This is a genomic window from Bacillus sp. LJBS17, from assembly GCF_019334685.1.
Lineage (GTDB): Bacteria > Bacillota > Bacilli > Bacillales > Bacillaceae > Bacillus > Bacillus subtilis.
Map to the genome: position 1 here is coordinate 39,698 of NZ_CP079760.1, position 17,203 is coordinate 56,900.

Here is a 17,203-nt window from a genome sequence, read left to right on the forward strand (position 1 = left end):
AGATTACGTAATGAGAATTTTCAATAACCAGGAGGTAACTTTAACTTGACTACTACAAACAAAAACATAGAACAAATCATTGAAAACAATATGATGGAGTATTCTGCCTATATCTTACTCGATCGAGCTCTACCAGATCTTCGAGATGGACTTAAACCTGTTCATCGAAGAATACTTTATTCTATGTACTTACAAAAAGCCTTTAAATTCACGAAATCAGCAAATGTTGCTGGACAGGTTATGAAGTTACACCCTCATGGTAGTTCTTATGGAAGTATGGTTGGTATGGTCCAAAAAGATCGCCATATCATTCCCATGCTCGAAGGAAAAGGAAACTTTGGACAATACACTTCAAGAGATTTAATGCCGGCAGCTGATCGATACTCTGAAGTAAAACTCTCTGAAATTTCAATTGATATGATGCAGAACTTCGATAAGAATGTTGTTGATTTTATAGATAACTATGATGGAACAATGAAGATGCCTGAAGTACTTCCTGTTAAGTTCCCTTCAATACTTGCATACTCAAATTCAGGGATTGGTGTTGGTTTTAGTTCGTCTATTCCATCATTCAATTTAAAAGAATTAACCGAAGCTATTGTTAAGTATATTGAGACGGGAGAAAAAACGGTTCTAGTTCCAGACTTTGCAACTGGGGGATTAATTGTTAAAGAAGATAATGTATTTCGCCAAATGAACGAGGAAGGTCGGGGAACAGTTAAGATCCGAGGGAAAGCTGAAATTGTAAAAAATGAGATACACATTACTGAAATTCCATACTCGACAACTCGAGAAGCAATCATTGAAAAAATCGTTGAATTAAATAAAGCTGGCAAGCTAAAAGAAGTAACTGATGTTAAAGATCTGACAGGCTTGAAGGGAATGCTAATCACTATAACTGCCCGTCGAAATACAGATATGAATGTGCTGCTTGAAAAGCTTTATAAATTCACTCCGTTGCAATCAACATTTTCAGCGAACATGAATATGCTTGTTGATGATCTTCCCAAAGTCTTAGGAGTTTGGCAAACAATTGATAAATGGCTTGAATGGAGAACAACTTGTATTAAGCGTGGATTGTCTCACGATATTGAAACAATGACTCGTAAATTACACTTACTCCAAGGTCTTGAGAAGGTATTGTTGGATATTGATGAAGCCATTGAAATCATTAGAAGATCAAGCCAAGATCAGATTGAACCAAATCTTCAAAAGCATTTTGGAATAGACTTCGAACAAGCTAAAGAAGTGGCCAACATGAAGTTGAGAAACATTAATAGAGAGTACATCATTAAGAAAATTGAGGATATTGATAAATTCGAGAAAACAATCGAGAATTATAAGATGATCGTCAAAAGCCAGGATAAAATAAATCAAATCATTATTAAGGGTTTGAATGAAACTAAGGAGAAATACGGAAAAGAGAGACGAACAAAAATAGTTGAACTTACAGAAGTTAAACCAGTTCGTCTTGTAGAAGAGGTACCGAACTATGCAGTAACAATCTATCTCACTAAGGAAGGTTATTGCTACAAGTTTAAAGGGAATCAGGAACCTAATCTAAAACCTGGGGATGAAGTTTTAAAAGTTTTTGAAACAGAAAATAAAGCCGAGATCCTTATCTTTGGATCCGACCGAGTTTGTCATAAAGTCGAACTTAAGGATATTGACGAGACACGAGCCAATGCTCTTGGGACGTATCTGCCGAATATGATTCGGGATAAAAATATAACTATTGTTTCGTATTCTATTTTAGATAGCACTCATAAGTTTATTATTGCAGCATATTCGAATAACCGGATCGCAAAAATCAATCTAGAAGCATTCCAGGGTAACCGGACGATCCTTAAAAACTCATACTGCTTAAAGCAAGACCTGTTAGACATGATTACTTTAGAGGATGATGTTAGCCTAAATCTCCTGACAGATAAATCAAAGTTAACCGTTGATACAAAAAACTTCAACTTAACGAATGGCCGAAACGCTACTGGTGTTTATGCTTCTCCATCAAGGAAACTTAAGAAAATTGAGGTAGCTTAGGCTGCCCTTTTTTCTTGCCAAAATTCGACAAATCTCTACAAAAAAATATGTACGATTTCCATATGTTGGATTATAATTAATTATGTAAGAGATAAATAATTCAACTACTTTATTGGAGGTCATATTGTGTCGAAGGTTTATGAGTATGTTCAAGATCGTATCATCCGGGCTTTGGAGGAAGCCATTGAGAATGGAGGTCCAGCACCTTGGAGAAAACCCTGGAAAGGAGGAATGCCTAAAAACTATATCACGAAAATTCCTTATCAGGGAATAAACCTTTTACTCTTGGAAGGAGGCAGCTATTTAACCTTTAAACAGATCCAAGAACTTCAAAGGAAAAATCCTGAAGTCAAACTGAAAAAAGGCAGCAAGTCTTATAAAATATATTTTTGGAAGCCTGTTGAAAGAGGAGAGGACGAAGAAAGTGAAAAAGATCGTGAAAAAGATCGTCCGAACTTTATCTTCAGGTATTATAACGTCTTCCATGCTTCAGATGTCGATGGGATAGCAGATGACACTGCTGATTTTATAAACGATCCGATTGAATCTGCTGAAAGAGTTGTAAGCGCTTACAAAAGAGAGTGCCAAATTAATATAAAAGTAGGCTCAGATAGAGCTTATTATAACCCAACTCTTGATTCAATAACTGTGCCATCTATTAACCAGTATGAGAATGTTACTGAATATTACTCAACAGTATTTCATGAAATGATTCACAGCACTGGACATATTACTCGACTCAAGAGATTTGAGGACGCCCCAGGCCAAACTATTTTCGGAAGTGAAAGTTATTCCAAAGAAGAATTAGTCGCTGAGATCGGAGCAAATATGATTCTCTCAATGTTAGGAATTGAAGATCAAAATCAACAAAAAAATTCCGTTTCTTATTTACATAACTGGTTATGCCGGATAAAAGAAGATAGGGGATTGATAATATCGGCTTCACAACACGCCCAGAAAGCCTCAGATTTCATTTTAAACTTTATTGAAGGGGAATATATTGAAAATGATTTGAAGCTCACAGAAGCCATTTAAATGCTTTTAGAGACATAAAATGTTGATTTTATAACAAAAGGAGAAATGAGAAATGAAAAAATTAATTGCTGGAGTACTCGCTGCTGGACTTGTTTTTACAACTGTCGCTGGGGTTCATCCAGAAAAAGCTGATGCTACGAAGAAAAGAAAGGTCTACCATGTTAAAGGTAAGTTTAACGGATATGCCGATCCTACTTTCTTTGAGATTAAAGTTGGAAAGAAGTATAAAGTCTTAATGTCAAACAATGGATGGTACAGAAAACACCTGAAGGAAGGAAGAACCTACACTTACTTCTATTACAAAGATAAGTATGGCCAGTTAAAAGTCGTTAAAATAAATAAATAAAAAGCCAGGTGTTCCCACACCTGACCTTCTAATAAGGATTTGTCGATAAGGAGAATATACCATAATGGACTTTATTTTACAAATTTCCAAGAAAAAGAGTGTAACAGTTTGGAAGAAAATCGGAACCTTAACTTTTCCGTTTCTATTTCTTATTCAATCAGCTTTTGAATCCGTTTGTGATTATTTCGAGCTCTCTACAAAATCAGATGTTATGTGGATGATCATTTTTGTTATGTTCTGTGTATTCACTTGGATGTTCTGCATCGTTATAAACATGTTTAATTGAATAAATATAGAAAGGATGCTGTAAAGCATCTTTTTTTGGTGAAGGAATATGATTTTTTATCCGAACCTTCTTATAATTATCCAATTTAAGACCATGAAAATAGAATTTAACCGTGCGAACGTATGTACGAATCTTCCATAAAATGGTATAATAATTTATGTAAGAGAGATAAATCAAATTAATTTTTTATATAAAATCGGAGGTAACTTAAATGACAACTACTGAATTATCCGCGAAATCTGTTAAGGAACTACGTAATATTGCAAAGGAAATGAACATTACTGGTCGTTGGGATATGAACCGGACTCAATTGATTTATGCGATTGAAAGATCCCAATTGATTTCTGAAGCCAAAGATCTTGGAATTAAAACTGCAGCAATGCTTAACAACGATCAAATTAAGAAGGTGATTGAAGCAGAAAAAAACATAATGGTAGTAGAAGAAAAACCTTCTCATAAGAAACGTGGGGCTAAGAAGAGAAAAATTGAAGTTTACAAAGATGGCAAACTAATTCAAACCATTGATGGTCTTATGGAAACCTTTAATTGGGTAACTGAAAATAAAATCACAAACGTTGGATGGGTTAAGCGATCTCTTAAGACTGGAGAAGAAACTGCTGCAGGTTATAAGTATCGCGAAGGAGGCTACTTGTTCAAATATGCTAACTAAACAAGAAACAAATAAGAAAGAGGGTAACCAGACCTTTAAGAATTTAAAATTAATTAATCAAAGTTCAACCATTTGTTATAATAAAGATAATCAGTCTAATTTGAAGGTGATTATCATGAAACAATATACAGCAGATGAAATGTTGAAGCTTATTGAAGAGTTACCTGAAGAAGAAAAGAAAAAAGTCTTGGATAAAGTTTATGATGAATATTTTCTTGGTGGAGGAGCTAAGAGATATGAATCCGTAAATGGTGAAGCCAAATAAGCTTTGCCATTTTTTATTGACTTATACTGACAAAATTCGACAAGAACTTACAAAAAAGAGTGTACGAAACTTCCAATAAATGGTATAATTAATAATGTAAGAGATAGATGAAAGGAGAAAAACGATGGAAGAGACAGCATATGAATTCCTTGAAAAAATTAAAAATATGGAACCGGCTGAAAGATGGAAATTACTCGATTTGATGTATGATCTTTATTTTAATAAAGGTATTCAGATCCTGGATGAAGGAGATGAATATTAATGAGTAATCACTCTAAGGGTGATATTTGGATGTATCATGATCCTGACAGTGGTAAACGAAGACCTGGAATAATAGTTGGTTATTCTGGTCCAAATGAATTTGATGTTACGATTGCAAAATTATCAAGCCAACCACCACGAACCAAATTTGATTTGGTCCTAGAAAATTGGAAAGAGATCGAGCTAATCAAACCTTCAATTGTAAGAACCAATAAACTTTATACGATCAATGCCAATCGATTGATCTTCAAAGTTGGAAAAATTGAAGGGGAACAATTGAAATGGATTACTGATAGCGTGGTGAATTACATAATAGGAGAGTCACATTAAGTGGCTCTCGAATTTTCGGAATATTCAATATTAAAATCCGTAAATTATTTCATGAGATACCTTACAAATTAATGTATAATGTTTTATAGGAGTGATCTACATGACTGATGAACTTTTAAAACTTATGCAATCTCTATCTGAGAAGTTCGACAAGGGATTTGAGCAGATTGATAAGAGATTTGATTCTGTTGAAAAACGCCTTGATAATATCGAACAGCGTCTAGAAATGATGACAGAGAAAGAAAGTAACACTAACGAAGACGTAATTGTTCTTCTCAAGAAAATTGATAAACAAACCAATGATATTACAAAAGACATTGATTACCTTTCTAAACAGGTTGGAAAACACGATATGATTTTAAACAGATTTAAAAATTAATAGGACCATTTAGGTCCTTTTTGTTTATTTCAGTTATCGGGGGTGCAGAAGTGAACTTCTTTTTAGATACAAATATTTTATTTAGTGATCCATTTCTAAGAAATAACCACAATAAACAATTAATAGATATGGTAAGAATGAGTTTACATATGGATAGAGAATTCATAGAGAAAACTGGATATGACTCAGAATTTTTACATGAAAGATCCAAAATATACATATCATCCGTAGTTTACGCAGAAACCAAAAATAAATACTTTGAAAAAATCGATGAATTGTTTTCTCATTTTGAGCAGTTTAATGATGGAATTAAAGATTACATGGGGACAGAGAAAGAAGTTAAATCTCCTTATACAAAGGAACAATGCCAACAGCAATTTGACCAATATTATGATGAACTCCGACAAGAAGGGATAATAGAAATTTTAGAACCCTATGATAGTCTTATGAAAGATTTGATTGAAAGAGCTATAAACAGAAAAGCACCGTTCTTTGATGGAAAGAAAAAAAACGAGTTTAGAGATGCTGTGTTTTGGTTAACCTATTCAACTTTTGTAAAAGAAAATAGTCTGGAAAATTGTTATTTTATTACTAATAATGTAAATGACTTTTTTGACTTAACTTGTATAGACTCTAGTTCTGTACTACATCCTGAGTTATTAAAGGATTGCGATAATTTTGTATTATATAGAAGTATTAAAGATCTGGTCAATCAGGATGAAAGATTTAAAAGTCACCTTGAGATGCATAATGAAATTTTCCATCACATAAAAGAAAATATGGAAAATGAAACGACGTATTTTCAACTAAATAAATTTAAAGATCAATTGAATAATAAAGACGTTTTGAGCTTATTAAATGAATATGATCATTTGCTTATTGTTAGAGATGAAATGAAAAAGTCATTAAATAAAATCAATTCAAAAGTCGCCACTTCTCCGTTTTCATTGGATATTCATGATGTTCACGCGACTAAAGGCCATATAAGTAATTTAATAATTAAAGAAAAACTAATCGTAGAAGACTTAGTTTTAATTTCAGCAGATTTAAGCGTAACAAATATTGTATCAGCAATCTATCATGATATTCCTATTCCTGCTTCTTTATATCGGGTGGAATTTACTGTACCTATATCTTTCTTTATTGATTTAGACTCCAAAATTTCTAACTTCGAGTGTGATTCTGCTAATATTGAGAGTACTTTAATACCAACAGACCGCCGGATAGAGCTATCCCAGAAGGTTGGAAGAAATATTTATTAAAATAAAGACCCTTAATAAAGGGTCTTTATACATTTCGGATAGTCATATCACATTTGTCCTCTTCTGAAGCATCCATCGCTTTATAGAGTACCTCGAAGAAAGTCTGGCCGTCGTTTGTTGCAAAATAATTTGATAAGTTGGTTACTTTTGGACTTATGTTATCTCCCCAAGGAGGGTTTTTTGTTAAGTCTTCAATATCCCAAATAACCTTTTCAGGAGAAAGTTTTGAAAGTTCTCCTTCGATTTCTTTTAAATTTTCTCTTGCTGCTGGAACGTCTGACCACTCTAATTTATCATGATATAAGTTATTCATTAACAGAGGGTATTTTGTTCCCCAACCATCTTTTTCTAGGTGATATGAGATTGTTGAGAAGAATGAATGAACAAAATCACCATGTCCGGCCTCATAGAAAAAACAGTCAACCATAAAACCTACAGCCATATCTTACACCTCTAATCCATTTTAAATATTATTTCAGCTTTACTATCTGTTCTTTCGTCTATTTTTCGTTTAACATCTCTTAAAATATCTCTTGATACAGCTTGACCACGTACGTCTATTATAACAGTTTGTTTGGTTCCTTCAGGCAAGTCTTTTAATCTTTTGTTAAATTGATTGGAGACTATTCTAACAAGATTGCTTCTTCCTGATGATGTGGTCAATTTATAATTTTTCACTTCAATACTATGCCCAGTATCATAAAAGTCTGGTCGAGAACTATTCTTTGTCCCATGTTTTACTTCAGTTCTATCTTTGAAAGATACTTGATCTTTATATCCAGGATACTCTTTGCCAATATCGATTTCAGATTGTCGCCAGGACGGTCTTTTAGAAACACTAGAATTTGTTGCATTTAACTTTTTGCTCACTCCACGTAATCCAAATCCACCAAGAACGCCGAGAGCCTGATTAAGACTATTCTGCCGTTGTTCATCAGATATTTTATTCCCAAACATATCTCGACCGGTTATAGCTTCACTAAAGCCATTCGCCGAAGCAAGTCCGTATAGCCCTTTACTCGAGTTTTGAAGAGCATAGAATGTTTTAGGCGTTTTATATACTTCCAGGGCCTTTTCGGCTTTAGAGATAGCTTTGCCTGTTGAATAAACAGCTTTTACACCTTTCCCTAATTTACCGGCCCATCCCACAATAGGAACATAACCTGCAGCAGCCATTGCCCCAGCTGCTACTCGTTGTCCCTCAGTTAGCTTTTCACCGGTTACAGGGTCAACTCCATCGGCAGCCCTTTTATAATCATAATATCCAGAGACTTCTCCTGTAAAATTACAAACAACATCCCATGTCTTTTCGTACCATGGGCGATTTGCAAGCTCTTCCTGTTCTTTTGCAATCCTTCTTTGCTCAGCCTGTTGATCTTTAAAGGAGATATAATCAGTCGATTGTTTTTTAACATCCTCAGCCATCTTGTGGACTTCACTGTCTCTATATGCTTTAGCATCATAATAGATGGGCGAAGCACTTTTACTTTTTGAAGTTGCCCCAATCAAGGCCTGGTAATCTGCCTGAATCATTTGTTCATTGGATTCTGATAGAGCATATTCAGATGTTAAGTTTTCATCAACTTCGCTTATTTTCTCGACTGTGTTTTTTCGTTCTTTATCAGCAGAAGATAATTTATCTTTAAAGTCTTCTGTTGAAAAAACATCTAGGGGAAGGATGTCTTGTATATCATTTAAGATGTCTTTGATTGCTTTTTTCTGTTCAGACATGATGGCCTTTGATTTAGTATTAGCATTAACCAACTCATGTTCTAAGAAGGATTCCTCTATGTATGCATCAGATAAGTTAGCGTCTTCCAAGATACCAGGAATACTTGTTAAAAAAGCAATTTTCATTTCAATCAGATCAATCCATTGATCAGCAACGCCGGCTTGATCCTCATAAAATGATTTGATATTATCGGCACCTTTTCCTGAAAACTCACTATCATCTAAGTCAGCAACAGCTTTAAAGGCCTTCTTTAATTTGACCATTTTGCTTTTTAATTCTTTATATTCTTTTGCTCGATTTTCTGATTCTGAAAGAAGTGTTTTCGCTTCAAATACCTTCATGACCATATCCTTTCTTAATAGTTTAATATCAAAATATTACCATGGGAAAATTAAGAAGGGGTGGTCATGAAGAATTAATCCTTAAAATGATAATTTGGACCTGCGACTTATTTCTTAAATTCCGAAAGCTTCTTCAAGAATTTCTTGATCACGGTCAGGAAGGTAACCTTCTGTTGTTTCAACGCTCGTATGGTTTGCTAGAGTTTTAAGGACCTTTAAATCAAATTTGTCTTTGCCTAATTCTTTAAGGACATAATGATTACCGTCATGGTAGTTAGTGAGGGCTGAGTGCCTAAAGCTGTGGGGATTAAAAGCAATATACTCTCCAGTTAATTCTTCAAGAATTGATCTGAAGCTTACGGTCCAATTATAGAGGGTTTCATATGTGGCCGGTCGTTTACTTTCTCCTTTCCCAACAACCCAAAGGGAGTCAATATCATCTTCTCCACGCTGATCAAAGTAAAGTCGTGCAATCTCTTTAGACTTTGAGAAATATAAGAGTTTAAATTTCTTACCTCGTTTTCCAACAACCTCATTTGTTTTAGAGTTCTCAAGGAATCCGTGCTTTTTAACTTGGTATACTTCATTTCTCCGTCCAGCTGATTCATAGGATAGAGTCAAATAAAGAGCCTTCTGATATTTACCTTTCTCCAATAGATAATCAACGACTAGCCTTATTTGTTCATCTGTAAGGAAGAAGATTTCTCGAACTTCTTCTTTTTGAAGTCCTTTAATGCTTCTCATGGCGTTAATCTCATAATCATATTCGTCTTCATCTTCCGTTGCGAATTCAAGCATATTTCTAAGAGAACATTGAACACGGTTTATTCGTGCAGCTGATGTACCTGAATCTTGAAGCTCGAGAAAGAACCTACGAAAATCACGTTTCTTCATTTTTAAGATCGATTTATTACCTAGATTCTTTACGGCCCAGCAATAAAACATCTTAATATCAGCCGTATACTGATAAATGGTCTTTTCACTTTTTCTCCGTGATTTCATTTCCAATATGTAATCATCAAGGAGGTCCTTATTTTCTCGATTAACTTGAGCATATAATTCATCGCTATAAATCGCATTTCTTTTAGCCATTTGACCGACTCCTTATTATAAAATTGAAATTTTATGTCTATCTGATGATCCAGGGGAGGGGAGCATAGTAAAAAAAGGACTCCTACAAAAAGTAGGAGCCAGACTGATTACTTAACCCGAAGTTTTTGTCCAACATAGATCCTGTTCGGGTTTTTAAGTTTGTTTAGACTTTTGATTTTAGAAACAGTGGTTTTGTATTTAACAGCAATCTTAGAAACACTATCTCCTTTTTTCACTGTGTAATAAGTTTTGGAGGCAGCTTTCTTAGCAACAGAAGCTTTCACCGGCACTTTTAATTTCTGACCAATATAAAGCTTATTAGGGTTCTTTAATTTGTTGAGAGACACGATTTTAGAAACAGAAGTTTTATACTTCACAGCGATTTCTGAAAGGGTATCTCCTGATTTAACTTTATAAGTTGTTGTCTTAGAAGAAGATGAGGAAGAAGATTTAGAAGTGGATGTTGTTAGCTTGCTGTTAGAAGTGTTTGATTTTGCTACTGGGGTTCCAGTTTTAATCTTCTCTAAAAGAGCGAGGTTTTGAGCTTGAGTTCCTGAATAATTTGCAATTCCATAAGCTGCAGCCAGTTTGGAACGGTTAGAAAAAGAAGCATTCATTCCTTTAGATTTCATGTAATCTACTAAAGAAACAACCTTAATGGTTCCAACTCCGTTTGTAACCACTTGGGTAGATGACGTTTTCTTTGTGTACTTACCTGCGTAATCTTCTGAAACGTCAAAATTACCGTATCTAGACATACCGATAAATTTATAATCAGAAGCCCATTGCCAAGCACCTTTTCCATTTATGAATTTGGCAGTAGGTTTGTTCTTTACTGGATTTGCTGGGTAAGAAGCCAACCAAGGTTTATTTACTACGAGTTTGCTAGGTATCAGCTGCCCATTGTAGTAATAAGATCCGGTATACAAATCTACACGACTATAACCAAGAGCTTTCATTTGTTTGATGAAAGTATTGGTGTACTCAGTTACTTGTGAGGCTGTGCCAAGACCGGAAGCTTCAACATCAATGGTTACATAGCCATCTTTTTTCTTATCAAATCCAACCAACTGAAGCTTTTTATCAAACCAAATCGCTTCTTTCTTCGCTGCGAAATTGCTTGTATAACGAGCAAAGTGATAAGCGTTGACAATCATACCTGCTTGACGAGCATTGGCAATATTAACGGATGCAGTAGGATCAACGTAATAGCTTCCTTCAGAAACTTTAACAACTACACCTTGCACTCCTGATCCTTTGATTGTTTGATAAAATGATAGAGGTAACCCATTTTCGGCATTGTGGTGTGATACATCAATGAAGTCAACAGATGGAAGGGAAGACGCATAACTAGGAGCAACAAAAGAAAAAGCTAGCCCTAAAGAAAGAGCTAGCGCACTAACGGTTTTAATTAGTTTATTCAATTTAATCGCCTCTTTAGTTAGATTTTTGAGCTGTTTTTTCAACTAATTCTTCATATTTATCAGCAACCTGTTTTGCTTTCTCTTTGCTGTGCTTAGTTAGGTAAGTGTTTACAATTGTCGAGAATGAACCAACAAATAGAGTTCCAATAGCAATGATGATTGCTGTAAACGCATCAATCGATCCTGGACTAAACCAATCAAAGTGAAGATTTAAAATGCTTAAAAATCCAAGAATCGCTGTTAAAACACCACCAACATTAGTTGCAAGGTGTTTCCACCATTCAATATCACTTAGATACTTCATCATCTTACTTACCTCCAATTAAGTTTATTAGCGCAAAAACAGTTGAGAGGATTACTGATAAACAACTTACTATTAGTGCGCTATTTGCTCGTTTGTTTTGTTTGATTTCATCAATTTCTTTTTCGAGATTTTTAAAATGGATGTCTGCTTCAAGCCTTGTAATAAAGTTTGTTGAGTAAGCATCTAACTTCGTTTCAATTCTCTCAAGTCCCTTAGATAGAGTTTCTAGTTGTGTTTCTAACGTAGCAATTCTTTCATAATCTTTTTGCTCCATCTGTTTTCCTCCATAAAAAGAGGCACTCAATAATGAGTGCCTTACTTTTTGCTTGATTTTCCTAATTCTTCTTCGAGATTTTTTACTTTCAACTCAAGTTGTGCAACCGTTCCTTGTAATTCCTCGATTCTTTTTAGAGCCAACTTATTAATAGCAACCTGAGTTGATCTTTGTTCGGATAAAATAGAGTTTTGTTGCTTCAAATCCTCAATGATCAGCTGGTGTAATTCAATTGGGTTTACATTCATTGAATTCTCTCCCTATATTTCTAGAGTTTAGTTTTATTTCAGACAGTTATTTTTACGATTTCATCATGTGTCGTCGCGTTGTTTACTTGATCCTTTAGTGAAGCGTATTTAAGTAGGGTGGATTTTTTAAAATCAAAAGCTTCTTTGTATATCTGAAGCCATTCATCTTTTGTATGATCTATCCAACCAGCATCTTCTGTTCTCCATTTAATTGGTTCTGCAGAATCTGTGTCATCTAAAATGTCCTTTTGACCAATCATATTAACTTGATCGTCCCGATTAGTTCTATACACATGACCGTTTGATGCTGTGAACCCTTTAATAATTTCTTCTTCACAAGCTTCTGAGAGAAGATCATTTTTTAGATTTTTATGATGTTGAAGTATTACATCTTCCGTAATTTCATATGGGAGCTTTCCGAGTTTGTCGGCAATTCTTACAATCAAAGTGTTCATATCATATTGAGTAAAAGAAGAGATACCTTTATCAAGCATTTGTTGTTCAATTCTTGTTATCATGTATGCTTTTATCTCCTTTTAAGTTTTTCTTCAAGGGTTTCGACTCGATTAAAGAGTTCTCTAACCAATGGAATTAACAAAACCCATAGTCTGTCATACATTAGGCCCTCAACTTCACGGTGACCATTTTCATCCGGATTACTATAGTGAACAAATAAGGATAATCCAGCATCTTCAACATCTTCAGCGATTAATCCACCTATTCTTTCAAGGTAAGGAATATCTGAGTCAGTGAGATCTTCACTTCTCTCAATGGCCCCAGCTAATTGTTCTACAGCTGATTTATCAAACCAAGTCTTCGGATTAAGTTTCAAGATGTTGTAAGGAAGTTCTTCGGAAATCTGTTCTTCTAATAATTTATATTTTCGAGCCGATGTACTTCTCCCTAGGGTCCCAGCACCTGTGATATATAAGTTTGGAGACGAACTATAGGTTCTATTGTAAATATCCATTGACCAAACACGTGAACCTGTACCATCTGATCCGACTAGGAATTCGGCACCACCATCACTTACCAGTCTTGCTGCACCTTGACTAGCGAAATGAGTAGTCCCACCCGACTCTCCTTTGAAGGTAGTTCCGGAAAGATACACATTACCAGCTGTGGAAATAGACATTCTTCTTTGACCACCACTTGCAATCTGTAAAGCTCCGGCTGAAACATTAGATAGGTTGTTATCAGACTCAACGATTTTCCATCCGTTACCGCCAAGCCATTCAATGCCTTCGCCACCACCTGCGTCATTGATTGTAATATGGTTGACGTTATTGAGATTGTGATTGCTAGCGTTCAAGTCACCACCGAGAAAGACATTTCCATATAAAGAAATGGTTTGGCCCGATCCAACTTCAATATCAATATTAGAATCAGAAACTACGGTCATTGTCCCTGCCGCGCTAGAACCAATCGACCATGCGCCTATATTTTCTTCTCCTACACCTTCATAGAAGAGACCAGCAGACCCGAGACCATAAGCAGAAGTACTTGTCGCATAAGCAAACCCATCAACAAATATTTTCGATAGTTGTTCAATATCTGAAGTGTTTGGGTTCTTTAAATCTGGATTACTAACACCCGACTTAAATTTCATAAATCTAAATTCATCACCATCAAAATAAGTGCCATTCACCTGACCGTTTGAATCAACAAATGAAGCTGAAATATCAATTGCTTTTAGAGTACCTGTAGTAATTGAACCAGCATCTAAATTATCAACTGCAGCATTTCCAAACTGCGATAAAACCCACTTCGAACCATCGTAAATGCTAACTCTATTTCCGTTAGCGGTGTCAAACCATAAGTCGCCAGCAGTTAATGTTCCAGTTGGTTGGGTAGATTGTCGGAAAGCTTTGTTTTTCCCATTAGCTGTAGTTTGGGCTGTTGTCGCAGCTGTTTTAGCTGCATCAGCTGTAGATTTTGCCTCATTAGCTGTCTTAGTTGTATTTGTCAAAGTTGTATTGGCAGCTGGATCTAATCCTGATAATGCTAAGGATTGAACTACCCAAGATGAACCATTCCAACTTTTTAAAACGTTTGGAGAGACAGAGGAATCAATCCAGAGGGTACCGACAGTGGGGGAGGTGGGGGCTGTACCTGAAATAATTGCATCATTCATATCCATAATAGTTGTTTGACCACTTGCTACGATAGCCATAAAACATTCGCTCCTTACTACACTTCATCTTCTATATCTAGATCACACTGAAATGTTGCTCGACTATATACATCTTCAGATGTGATCGTTATGGTATTCCCAACTCCGACATGAGCTTGATTCCACTCGTCATCAGATGTACCATCAGCATTTGTTTTTGTCCAAATAAATGCCGAAGAAGGCAAACTGCTTGTAATGTTGTCCTTACCTTTGAATGCAACGGCGACGAGGGTGGTATCTATTAATCCGTTCTTGAAAGAGGTACCGTTCGTAGATAAAATATCTATTTTATAAACGATATTGTTTTTAACTTCATTGAGGTTTTCTTGAGTGGTTGTTGCAATGGTTTGAGCATTCTGAGCAACCTGAGAAGAATTTGTAAAAGCAATATCAACACTTCCCATTATCAAGACTCTTCACCTCGTTTATGCTCGTTTAATCTATACAATTGATTAGTTCGTTGAGTCTCATAAGTATCTTCATTTCCCCATGAAAAACCTTGAATAACCCATTTCTTACCGTCTGTATCGTAGTAGTAGCTGATGCACTCCGGTTCATCGTACTCACCTATTTGATTAATTGTTCCTTTATCGAAAGTATAGTTAATGCTATAGACTAACGATTTTGAACGAATATCGCAGCAGTACATAATTCTTGGATCCTCACCGTTTACATCGCCAGCGCAGAAGTAAGCATAAGGAAAATCAAGGGCAGATGATTGGAAGGTTTGAGTTTTACCGTCAAATCCAACATCGTCGCCAGACATTGTATAGATTGGCTTCCACTTGTCTCTTTCAATATCTGATCGCTTACAAACATAGAAGTCTACTTCACCGGTGCTTGCGAAAATATATTGATTTTTTTCATCATAATTAATACGGTGGTACTTTGTAGAGGAACCAATCATATAGAATTGCAAATTAGAGTCACCAAATTGAATAACCTTATTTGGGATGTATTTAAATCTAGCAATACCCCAGTAGTGAGTGCCATTTAATGTAGATCTTTTTGTATCGATAATTGCAGACCAAATGTAAATGTCACTGCCAACATGTTCAATTCCAAATTGAGATCCATGACCTCCACCGATAACCCACATCTGATCTTTGTATGTTCCGTCAATTGATGTTCTTGTTATGTTGTAAGATTGCCATCCACCATACTGTGATTTTTTCGGCCCAGAGTATTCCTGAGACCAATAAATATTTCCGTTGATAGCATCCACTTGTGCATATTGAGCTACTCGTTTATTAACATCACCACTATTGTTCGTTAGGGGAAGAGTAGCAAAATAAGCTGCGTCTTCTTCAGAAGCAAAGAGAATAGGGCTTGAGATCCCATTATTAACTTGGCATCTAATAGTACTTCCGGCAACTTCACTTCCTACAGTGATTACGTTTCCGACCCCAACCATCGAACTTTCCCATTCTAAGTCATGAGATCCATCGGGGTTGATTTTCTGCCATACGTAACTACTATCATCAATTGAAGTAGTAACTTCCTTCATTCCTGAATAGACTCTAATAATGATTCTTTTTGTGCTAGTTCCATCAGCAAAATCGGTACCATCTGGAGTGAAATACTCTACTTTATATGATTTTGCTTCTTCAGCAGCTTGTTGGGCCTGAGAAGCTTGAGCTCGCAGCGCCCAAATTTCTGCGGGAGTTACAGCTGCAATTTCAACATATTCGCCAATAACAACTTGAGTATTTTCAGGATTTGCTTTCGATTCGTCATATTGGATCACTCTTGCCGATAAGGTTAATTCTGGCTGCATAGAGTAATCGACAACACGGATATGATCTCCGAGGGAGACTTCATAATCAAGGTGGGCTACAGAAACATTGTAGGTGTATTTAGGGTGGTTGTAGTTTGCTAATTGCTTTTTACCCCAATCAAGCAAACCACTTGGGTTGAGGATTTGATCGTTTGTAATATATCCTTCTAGGTAAGGACCTCCATTGTTGTATAAGTCGTTTGCTTCATCATCAACAACATAATCCTTACCACCATTAACAGAAGAGATTGTGGTGGGATTTCCGTTCTTATCATTTCCTCCGTATACATGGAGGAGGGTATACAATTGAGTATCATCACCGGTACGAGTAATTCCTGTTAAATCATGAGAGTATTCTAATCTACGGCCGTTTGATTCTCCTAATTCAGGGACAATATCAATGAGTTTATTTACAACCTGGCCGTTATAAACTTGAACATAAGCTCGAACTTCTACTTCATATTGGCTAATTAATTGATCTAACCAATACTGAGCATTGTTTCCTGAACCGATTTCTAAAGATTTGTCTCCACCAAAAAAGTTATCTGTTCCTATTTGCCATCCTGTTCCTTGAAGGATATAAGAAAATGCATCAGTACTATTAGCATTACTGAATGTCTTCGCCGGAACGATTTTATGGTTAAAATCCCATATAGCAAGGTTGTATGCCTGAACTGTTTTGACATGAACGGGACCTACTGCTTCATCTTGCCAATTATAAATTCTATAGCAGTAATGATAACCGTCATTACCCTCTACAAGAAGGTGATAGCCAGATGTCATCATATCTGTTTGAGGAAACCCATAGGGTACGGAGAGTTGTAAAGTATCTAACCACACTTTACCTTGATCATCAGCAATCTTTGTTGATCTCAAGTCGTTGTAGAATTTGCAACCAAGGTTTCCTTCTAAATCAAGGACCCCACAAACTCTAAGATCCGGATCCAGGATTGTATACATTAGG

General features: G+C 35.7%; 20 protein-coding genes. 9 read left to right on the forward strand and 11 right to left on the reverse strand.

Features of this window, described 5'->3' with window-relative positions:
• The first annotated feature begins 45 nt into the window (after positions 1-45).
• The 9 genes from KXZ66_RS21865 to KXZ66_RS21905 all read left to right on the forward strand — a co-directional run bounded on the left by KXZ66_RS21865 (position 46) and on the right by KXZ66_RS21905 (position 6,874).
• Entirely contained in the window at positions 46-2,040 is a 1,995-nt protein-coding gene (locus tag KXZ66_RS21865) for a DNA gyrase subunit A (protein ID WP_052500202.1), read from the forward strand.
• A gap of 126 nt (positions 2,041-2,166) precedes the next feature.
• Complete coding sequence (locus KXZ66_RS21870; RefSeq protein ID WP_043940279.1) at positions 2,167-3,075, forward strand: ArdC family protein; 909 nt, start codon at positions 2,167-2,169, stop codon at positions 3,073-3,075.
• A 52-nt stretch (positions 3,076-3,127) separates the two neighbouring features.
• Entirely contained in the window at positions 3,128-3,421 is a 294-nt protein-coding gene (locus KXZ66_RS21875) for a hypothetical protein (protein WP_009968711.1), read from the forward strand.
• Positions 3,422-3,918: 497 nt separating this feature from the next.
• The gene (locus KXZ66_RS21880) at positions 3,919-4,377 is read left to right on the forward strand and encodes a Rho termination factor N-terminal domain-containing protein (RefSeq protein ID WP_106074217.1); all 459 of its coding nucleotides are present in this window, start codon (positions 3,919-3,921) and stop codon (positions 4,375-4,377) included.
• Positions 4,367-4,642, forward strand: coding sequence for a hypothetical protein (locus tag KXZ66_RS21885; protein ID WP_106074216.1), 276 nt, complete (start codon positions 4,367-4,369; stop codon positions 4,640-4,642). The genes KXZ66_RS21880 and KXZ66_RS21885 overlap by 11 nt, the downstream gene beginning before the upstream one ends.
• A gap of 124 nt (positions 4,643-4,766) precedes the next feature.
• Positions 4,767-4,904: a hypothetical protein gene (locus tag KXZ66_RS21890; RefSeq protein ID WP_013603347.1), complete on the forward strand. Its 138-nt coding sequence runs from the start codon at positions 4,767-4,769 to the stop codon at positions 4,902-4,904.
• Entirely contained in the window at positions 4,904-5,233 is a 330-nt protein-coding gene (locus KXZ66_RS21895) for a type II toxin-antitoxin system PemK/MazF family toxin (protein WP_009968519.1), read from the forward strand. The genes KXZ66_RS21890 and KXZ66_RS21895 overlap by 1 nt, the downstream gene beginning before the upstream one ends.
• A gap of 100 nt (positions 5,234-5,333) precedes the next feature.
• On the forward strand, positions 5,334-5,612 hold the full coding sequence (locus KXZ66_RS21900) for a hypothetical protein (protein ID WP_106074215.1): 279 nt from the start codon (positions 5,334-5,336) through the stop codon (positions 5,610-5,612).
• 50 nt (positions 5,613-5,662) lie between these two features.
• On the forward strand, positions 5,663-6,874 hold the full coding sequence (locus KXZ66_RS21905) for a PIN domain-containing protein (protein ID WP_106074214.1): 1,212 nt from the start codon (positions 5,663-5,665) through the stop codon (positions 6,872-6,874).
• Between the two features lie 25 nt (positions 6,875-6,899).
• On the opposite strand, the gene KXZ66_RS21910 is transcribed toward KXZ66_RS21905, so the two are convergent.
• The 11 genes from KXZ66_RS21910 to KXZ66_RS21960 all read right to left on the reverse strand — a co-directional run bounded on the left by KXZ66_RS21910 (position 6,900) and on the right by KXZ66_RS21960 (position 17,199).
• Positions 6,900-7,316: an immunity 70 family protein gene (locus KXZ66_RS21910; protein ID WP_106074213.1), complete on the reverse strand. Its 417-nt coding sequence runs from the start codon at positions 7,314-7,316 to the stop codon at positions 6,900-6,902.
• Between the two features lie 11 nt (positions 7,317-7,327).
• Entirely contained in the window at positions 7,328-8,947 is a 1,620-nt protein-coding gene (locus KXZ66_RS21915) for a ribonuclease YeeF family protein (protein ID WP_106074212.1), read from the reverse strand.
• A 114-nt stretch (positions 8,948-9,061) separates the two neighbouring features.
• A complete protein-coding gene (locus KXZ66_RS21920) occupies positions 9,062-10,039 on the reverse strand; it encodes a tyrosine-type recombinase/integrase (RefSeq protein WP_106074211.1) in 978 nt (325 codons plus the stop codon).
• A 107-nt stretch (positions 10,040-10,146) separates the two neighbouring features.
• Complete coding sequence (locus tag KXZ66_RS21925; protein WP_181190201.1) at positions 10,147-11,463, reverse strand: LysM peptidoglycan-binding domain-containing protein; 1,317 nt, start codon at positions 11,461-11,463, stop codon at positions 10,147-10,149.
• A 13-nt stretch (positions 11,464-11,476) separates the two neighbouring features.
• Positions 11,477-11,770, reverse strand: coding sequence for a hypothetical protein (locus KXZ66_RS21930; RefSeq protein ID WP_106074209.1), 294 nt, complete (start codon positions 11,768-11,770; stop codon positions 11,477-11,479).
• 1 nt (position 11,771) lies between these two features.
• Positions 11,772-12,041, reverse strand: coding sequence for a hypothetical protein (locus KXZ66_RS21935; protein ID WP_009968664.1), 270 nt, complete (start codon positions 12,039-12,041; stop codon positions 11,772-11,774).
• 41 nt (positions 12,042-12,082) lie between these two features.
• Positions 12,083-12,289 carry a hypothetical protein gene (locus tag KXZ66_RS21940; protein ID WP_013603356.1) on the reverse strand — a complete coding sequence of 69 codons (207 nt, stop codon included), beginning with the start codon at positions 12,287-12,289 and terminating at the stop codon, positions 12,083-12,085.
• A gap of 38 nt (positions 12,290-12,327) precedes the next feature.
• Positions 12,328-12,807: a DUF4376 domain-containing protein gene (locus KXZ66_RS21945; RefSeq protein ID WP_009968709.1), complete on the reverse strand. Its 480-nt coding sequence runs from the start codon at positions 12,805-12,807 to the stop codon at positions 12,328-12,330.
• An 8-nt stretch (positions 12,808-12,815) separates the two neighbouring features.
• Complete coding sequence (locus KXZ66_RS21950; RefSeq protein ID WP_106074208.1) at positions 12,816-14,462, reverse strand: hypothetical protein; 1,647 nt, start codon at positions 14,460-14,462, stop codon at positions 12,816-12,818.
• 17 nt (positions 14,463-14,479) lie between these two features.
• Positions 14,480-14,866: a hypothetical protein gene (locus KXZ66_RS21955; RefSeq protein ID WP_043940289.1), complete on the reverse strand. Its 387-nt coding sequence runs from the start codon at positions 14,864-14,866 to the stop codon at positions 14,480-14,482.
• A 2-nt stretch (positions 14,867-14,868) separates the two neighbouring features.
• On the reverse strand, positions 14,869-17,199 hold the full coding sequence (locus tag KXZ66_RS21960; RefSeq protein WP_043940290.1) for a phage tail spike protein: 2,331 nt from the start codon (positions 17,197-17,199) through the stop codon (positions 14,869-14,871).
• Between the last annotated feature and the right edge of the window lie 4 nt (positions 17,200-17,203).

Coding starts and splice junctions, on each gene's coding strand:
- KXZ66_RS21920 (WP_106074211.1), bottom strand. CDS start 10,039: ATGGCTAAAAGAAATGCGATTTATAGCGATGAATTATATGCTCAAGTT.
- KXZ66_RS21880 (WP_106074217.1), top strand. CDS start 3,919: ATGACAACTACTGAATTATCCGCGAAATCTGTTAAGGAACTACGTAAT.
- KXZ66_RS21915 (WP_106074212.1), bottom strand. CDS start 8,947: ATGAAGGTATTTGAAGCGAAAACACTTCTTTCAGAATCAGAAAATCGA.
- KXZ66_RS21960 (WP_043940290.1), bottom strand. CDS start 17,199: ATGTATACAATCCTGGATCCGGATCTTAGAGTTTGTGGGGTCCTTGAT.
- KXZ66_RS21885 (WP_106074216.1), top strand. CDS start 4,367: ATGCTAACTAAACAAGAAACAAATAAGAAAGAGGGTAACCAGACCTTT.
- KXZ66_RS21955 (WP_043940289.1), bottom strand. CDS start 14,866: ATGGGAAGTGTTGATATTGCTTTTACAAATTCTTCTCAGGTTGCTCAG.
- KXZ66_RS21890 (WP_013603347.1), top strand. CDS start 4,767: ATGGAAGAGACAGCATATGAATTCCTTGAAAAAATTAAAAATATGGAA.
- KXZ66_RS21935 (WP_009968664.1), bottom strand. CDS start 12,041: ATGGAGCAAAAAGATTATGAAAGAATTGCTACGTTAGAAACACAACTA.
- KXZ66_RS21875 (WP_009968711.1), top strand. CDS start 3,128: ATGAAAAAATTAATTGCTGGAGTACTCGCTGCTGGACTTGTTTTTACA.
- KXZ66_RS21895 (WP_009968519.1), top strand. CDS start 4,904: ATGAGTAATCACTCTAAGGGTGATATTTGGATGTATCATGATCCTGAC.
- KXZ66_RS21910 (WP_106074213.1), bottom strand. CDS start 7,316: ATGGCTGTAGGTTTTATGGTTGACTGTTTTTTCTATGAGGCCGGACAT.
- KXZ66_RS21950 (WP_106074208.1), bottom strand. CDS start 14,462: ATGGCTATCGTAGCAAGTGGTCAAACAACTATTATGGATATGAATGAT.
- KXZ66_RS21945 (WP_009968709.1), bottom strand. CDS start 12,807: ATGATAACAAGAATTGAACAACAAATGCTTGATAAAGGTATCTCTTCT.
- KXZ66_RS21930 (WP_106074209.1), bottom strand. CDS start 11,770: ATGATGAAGTATCTAAGTGATATTGAATGGTGGAAACACCTTGCAACT.
- KXZ66_RS21900 (WP_106074215.1), top strand. CDS start 5,334: ATGACTGATGAACTTTTAAAACTTATGCAATCTCTATCTGAGAAGTTC.
- KXZ66_RS21940 (WP_013603356.1), bottom strand. CDS start 12,289: ATGAATGTAAACCCAATTGAATTACACCAGCTGATCATTGAGGATTTG.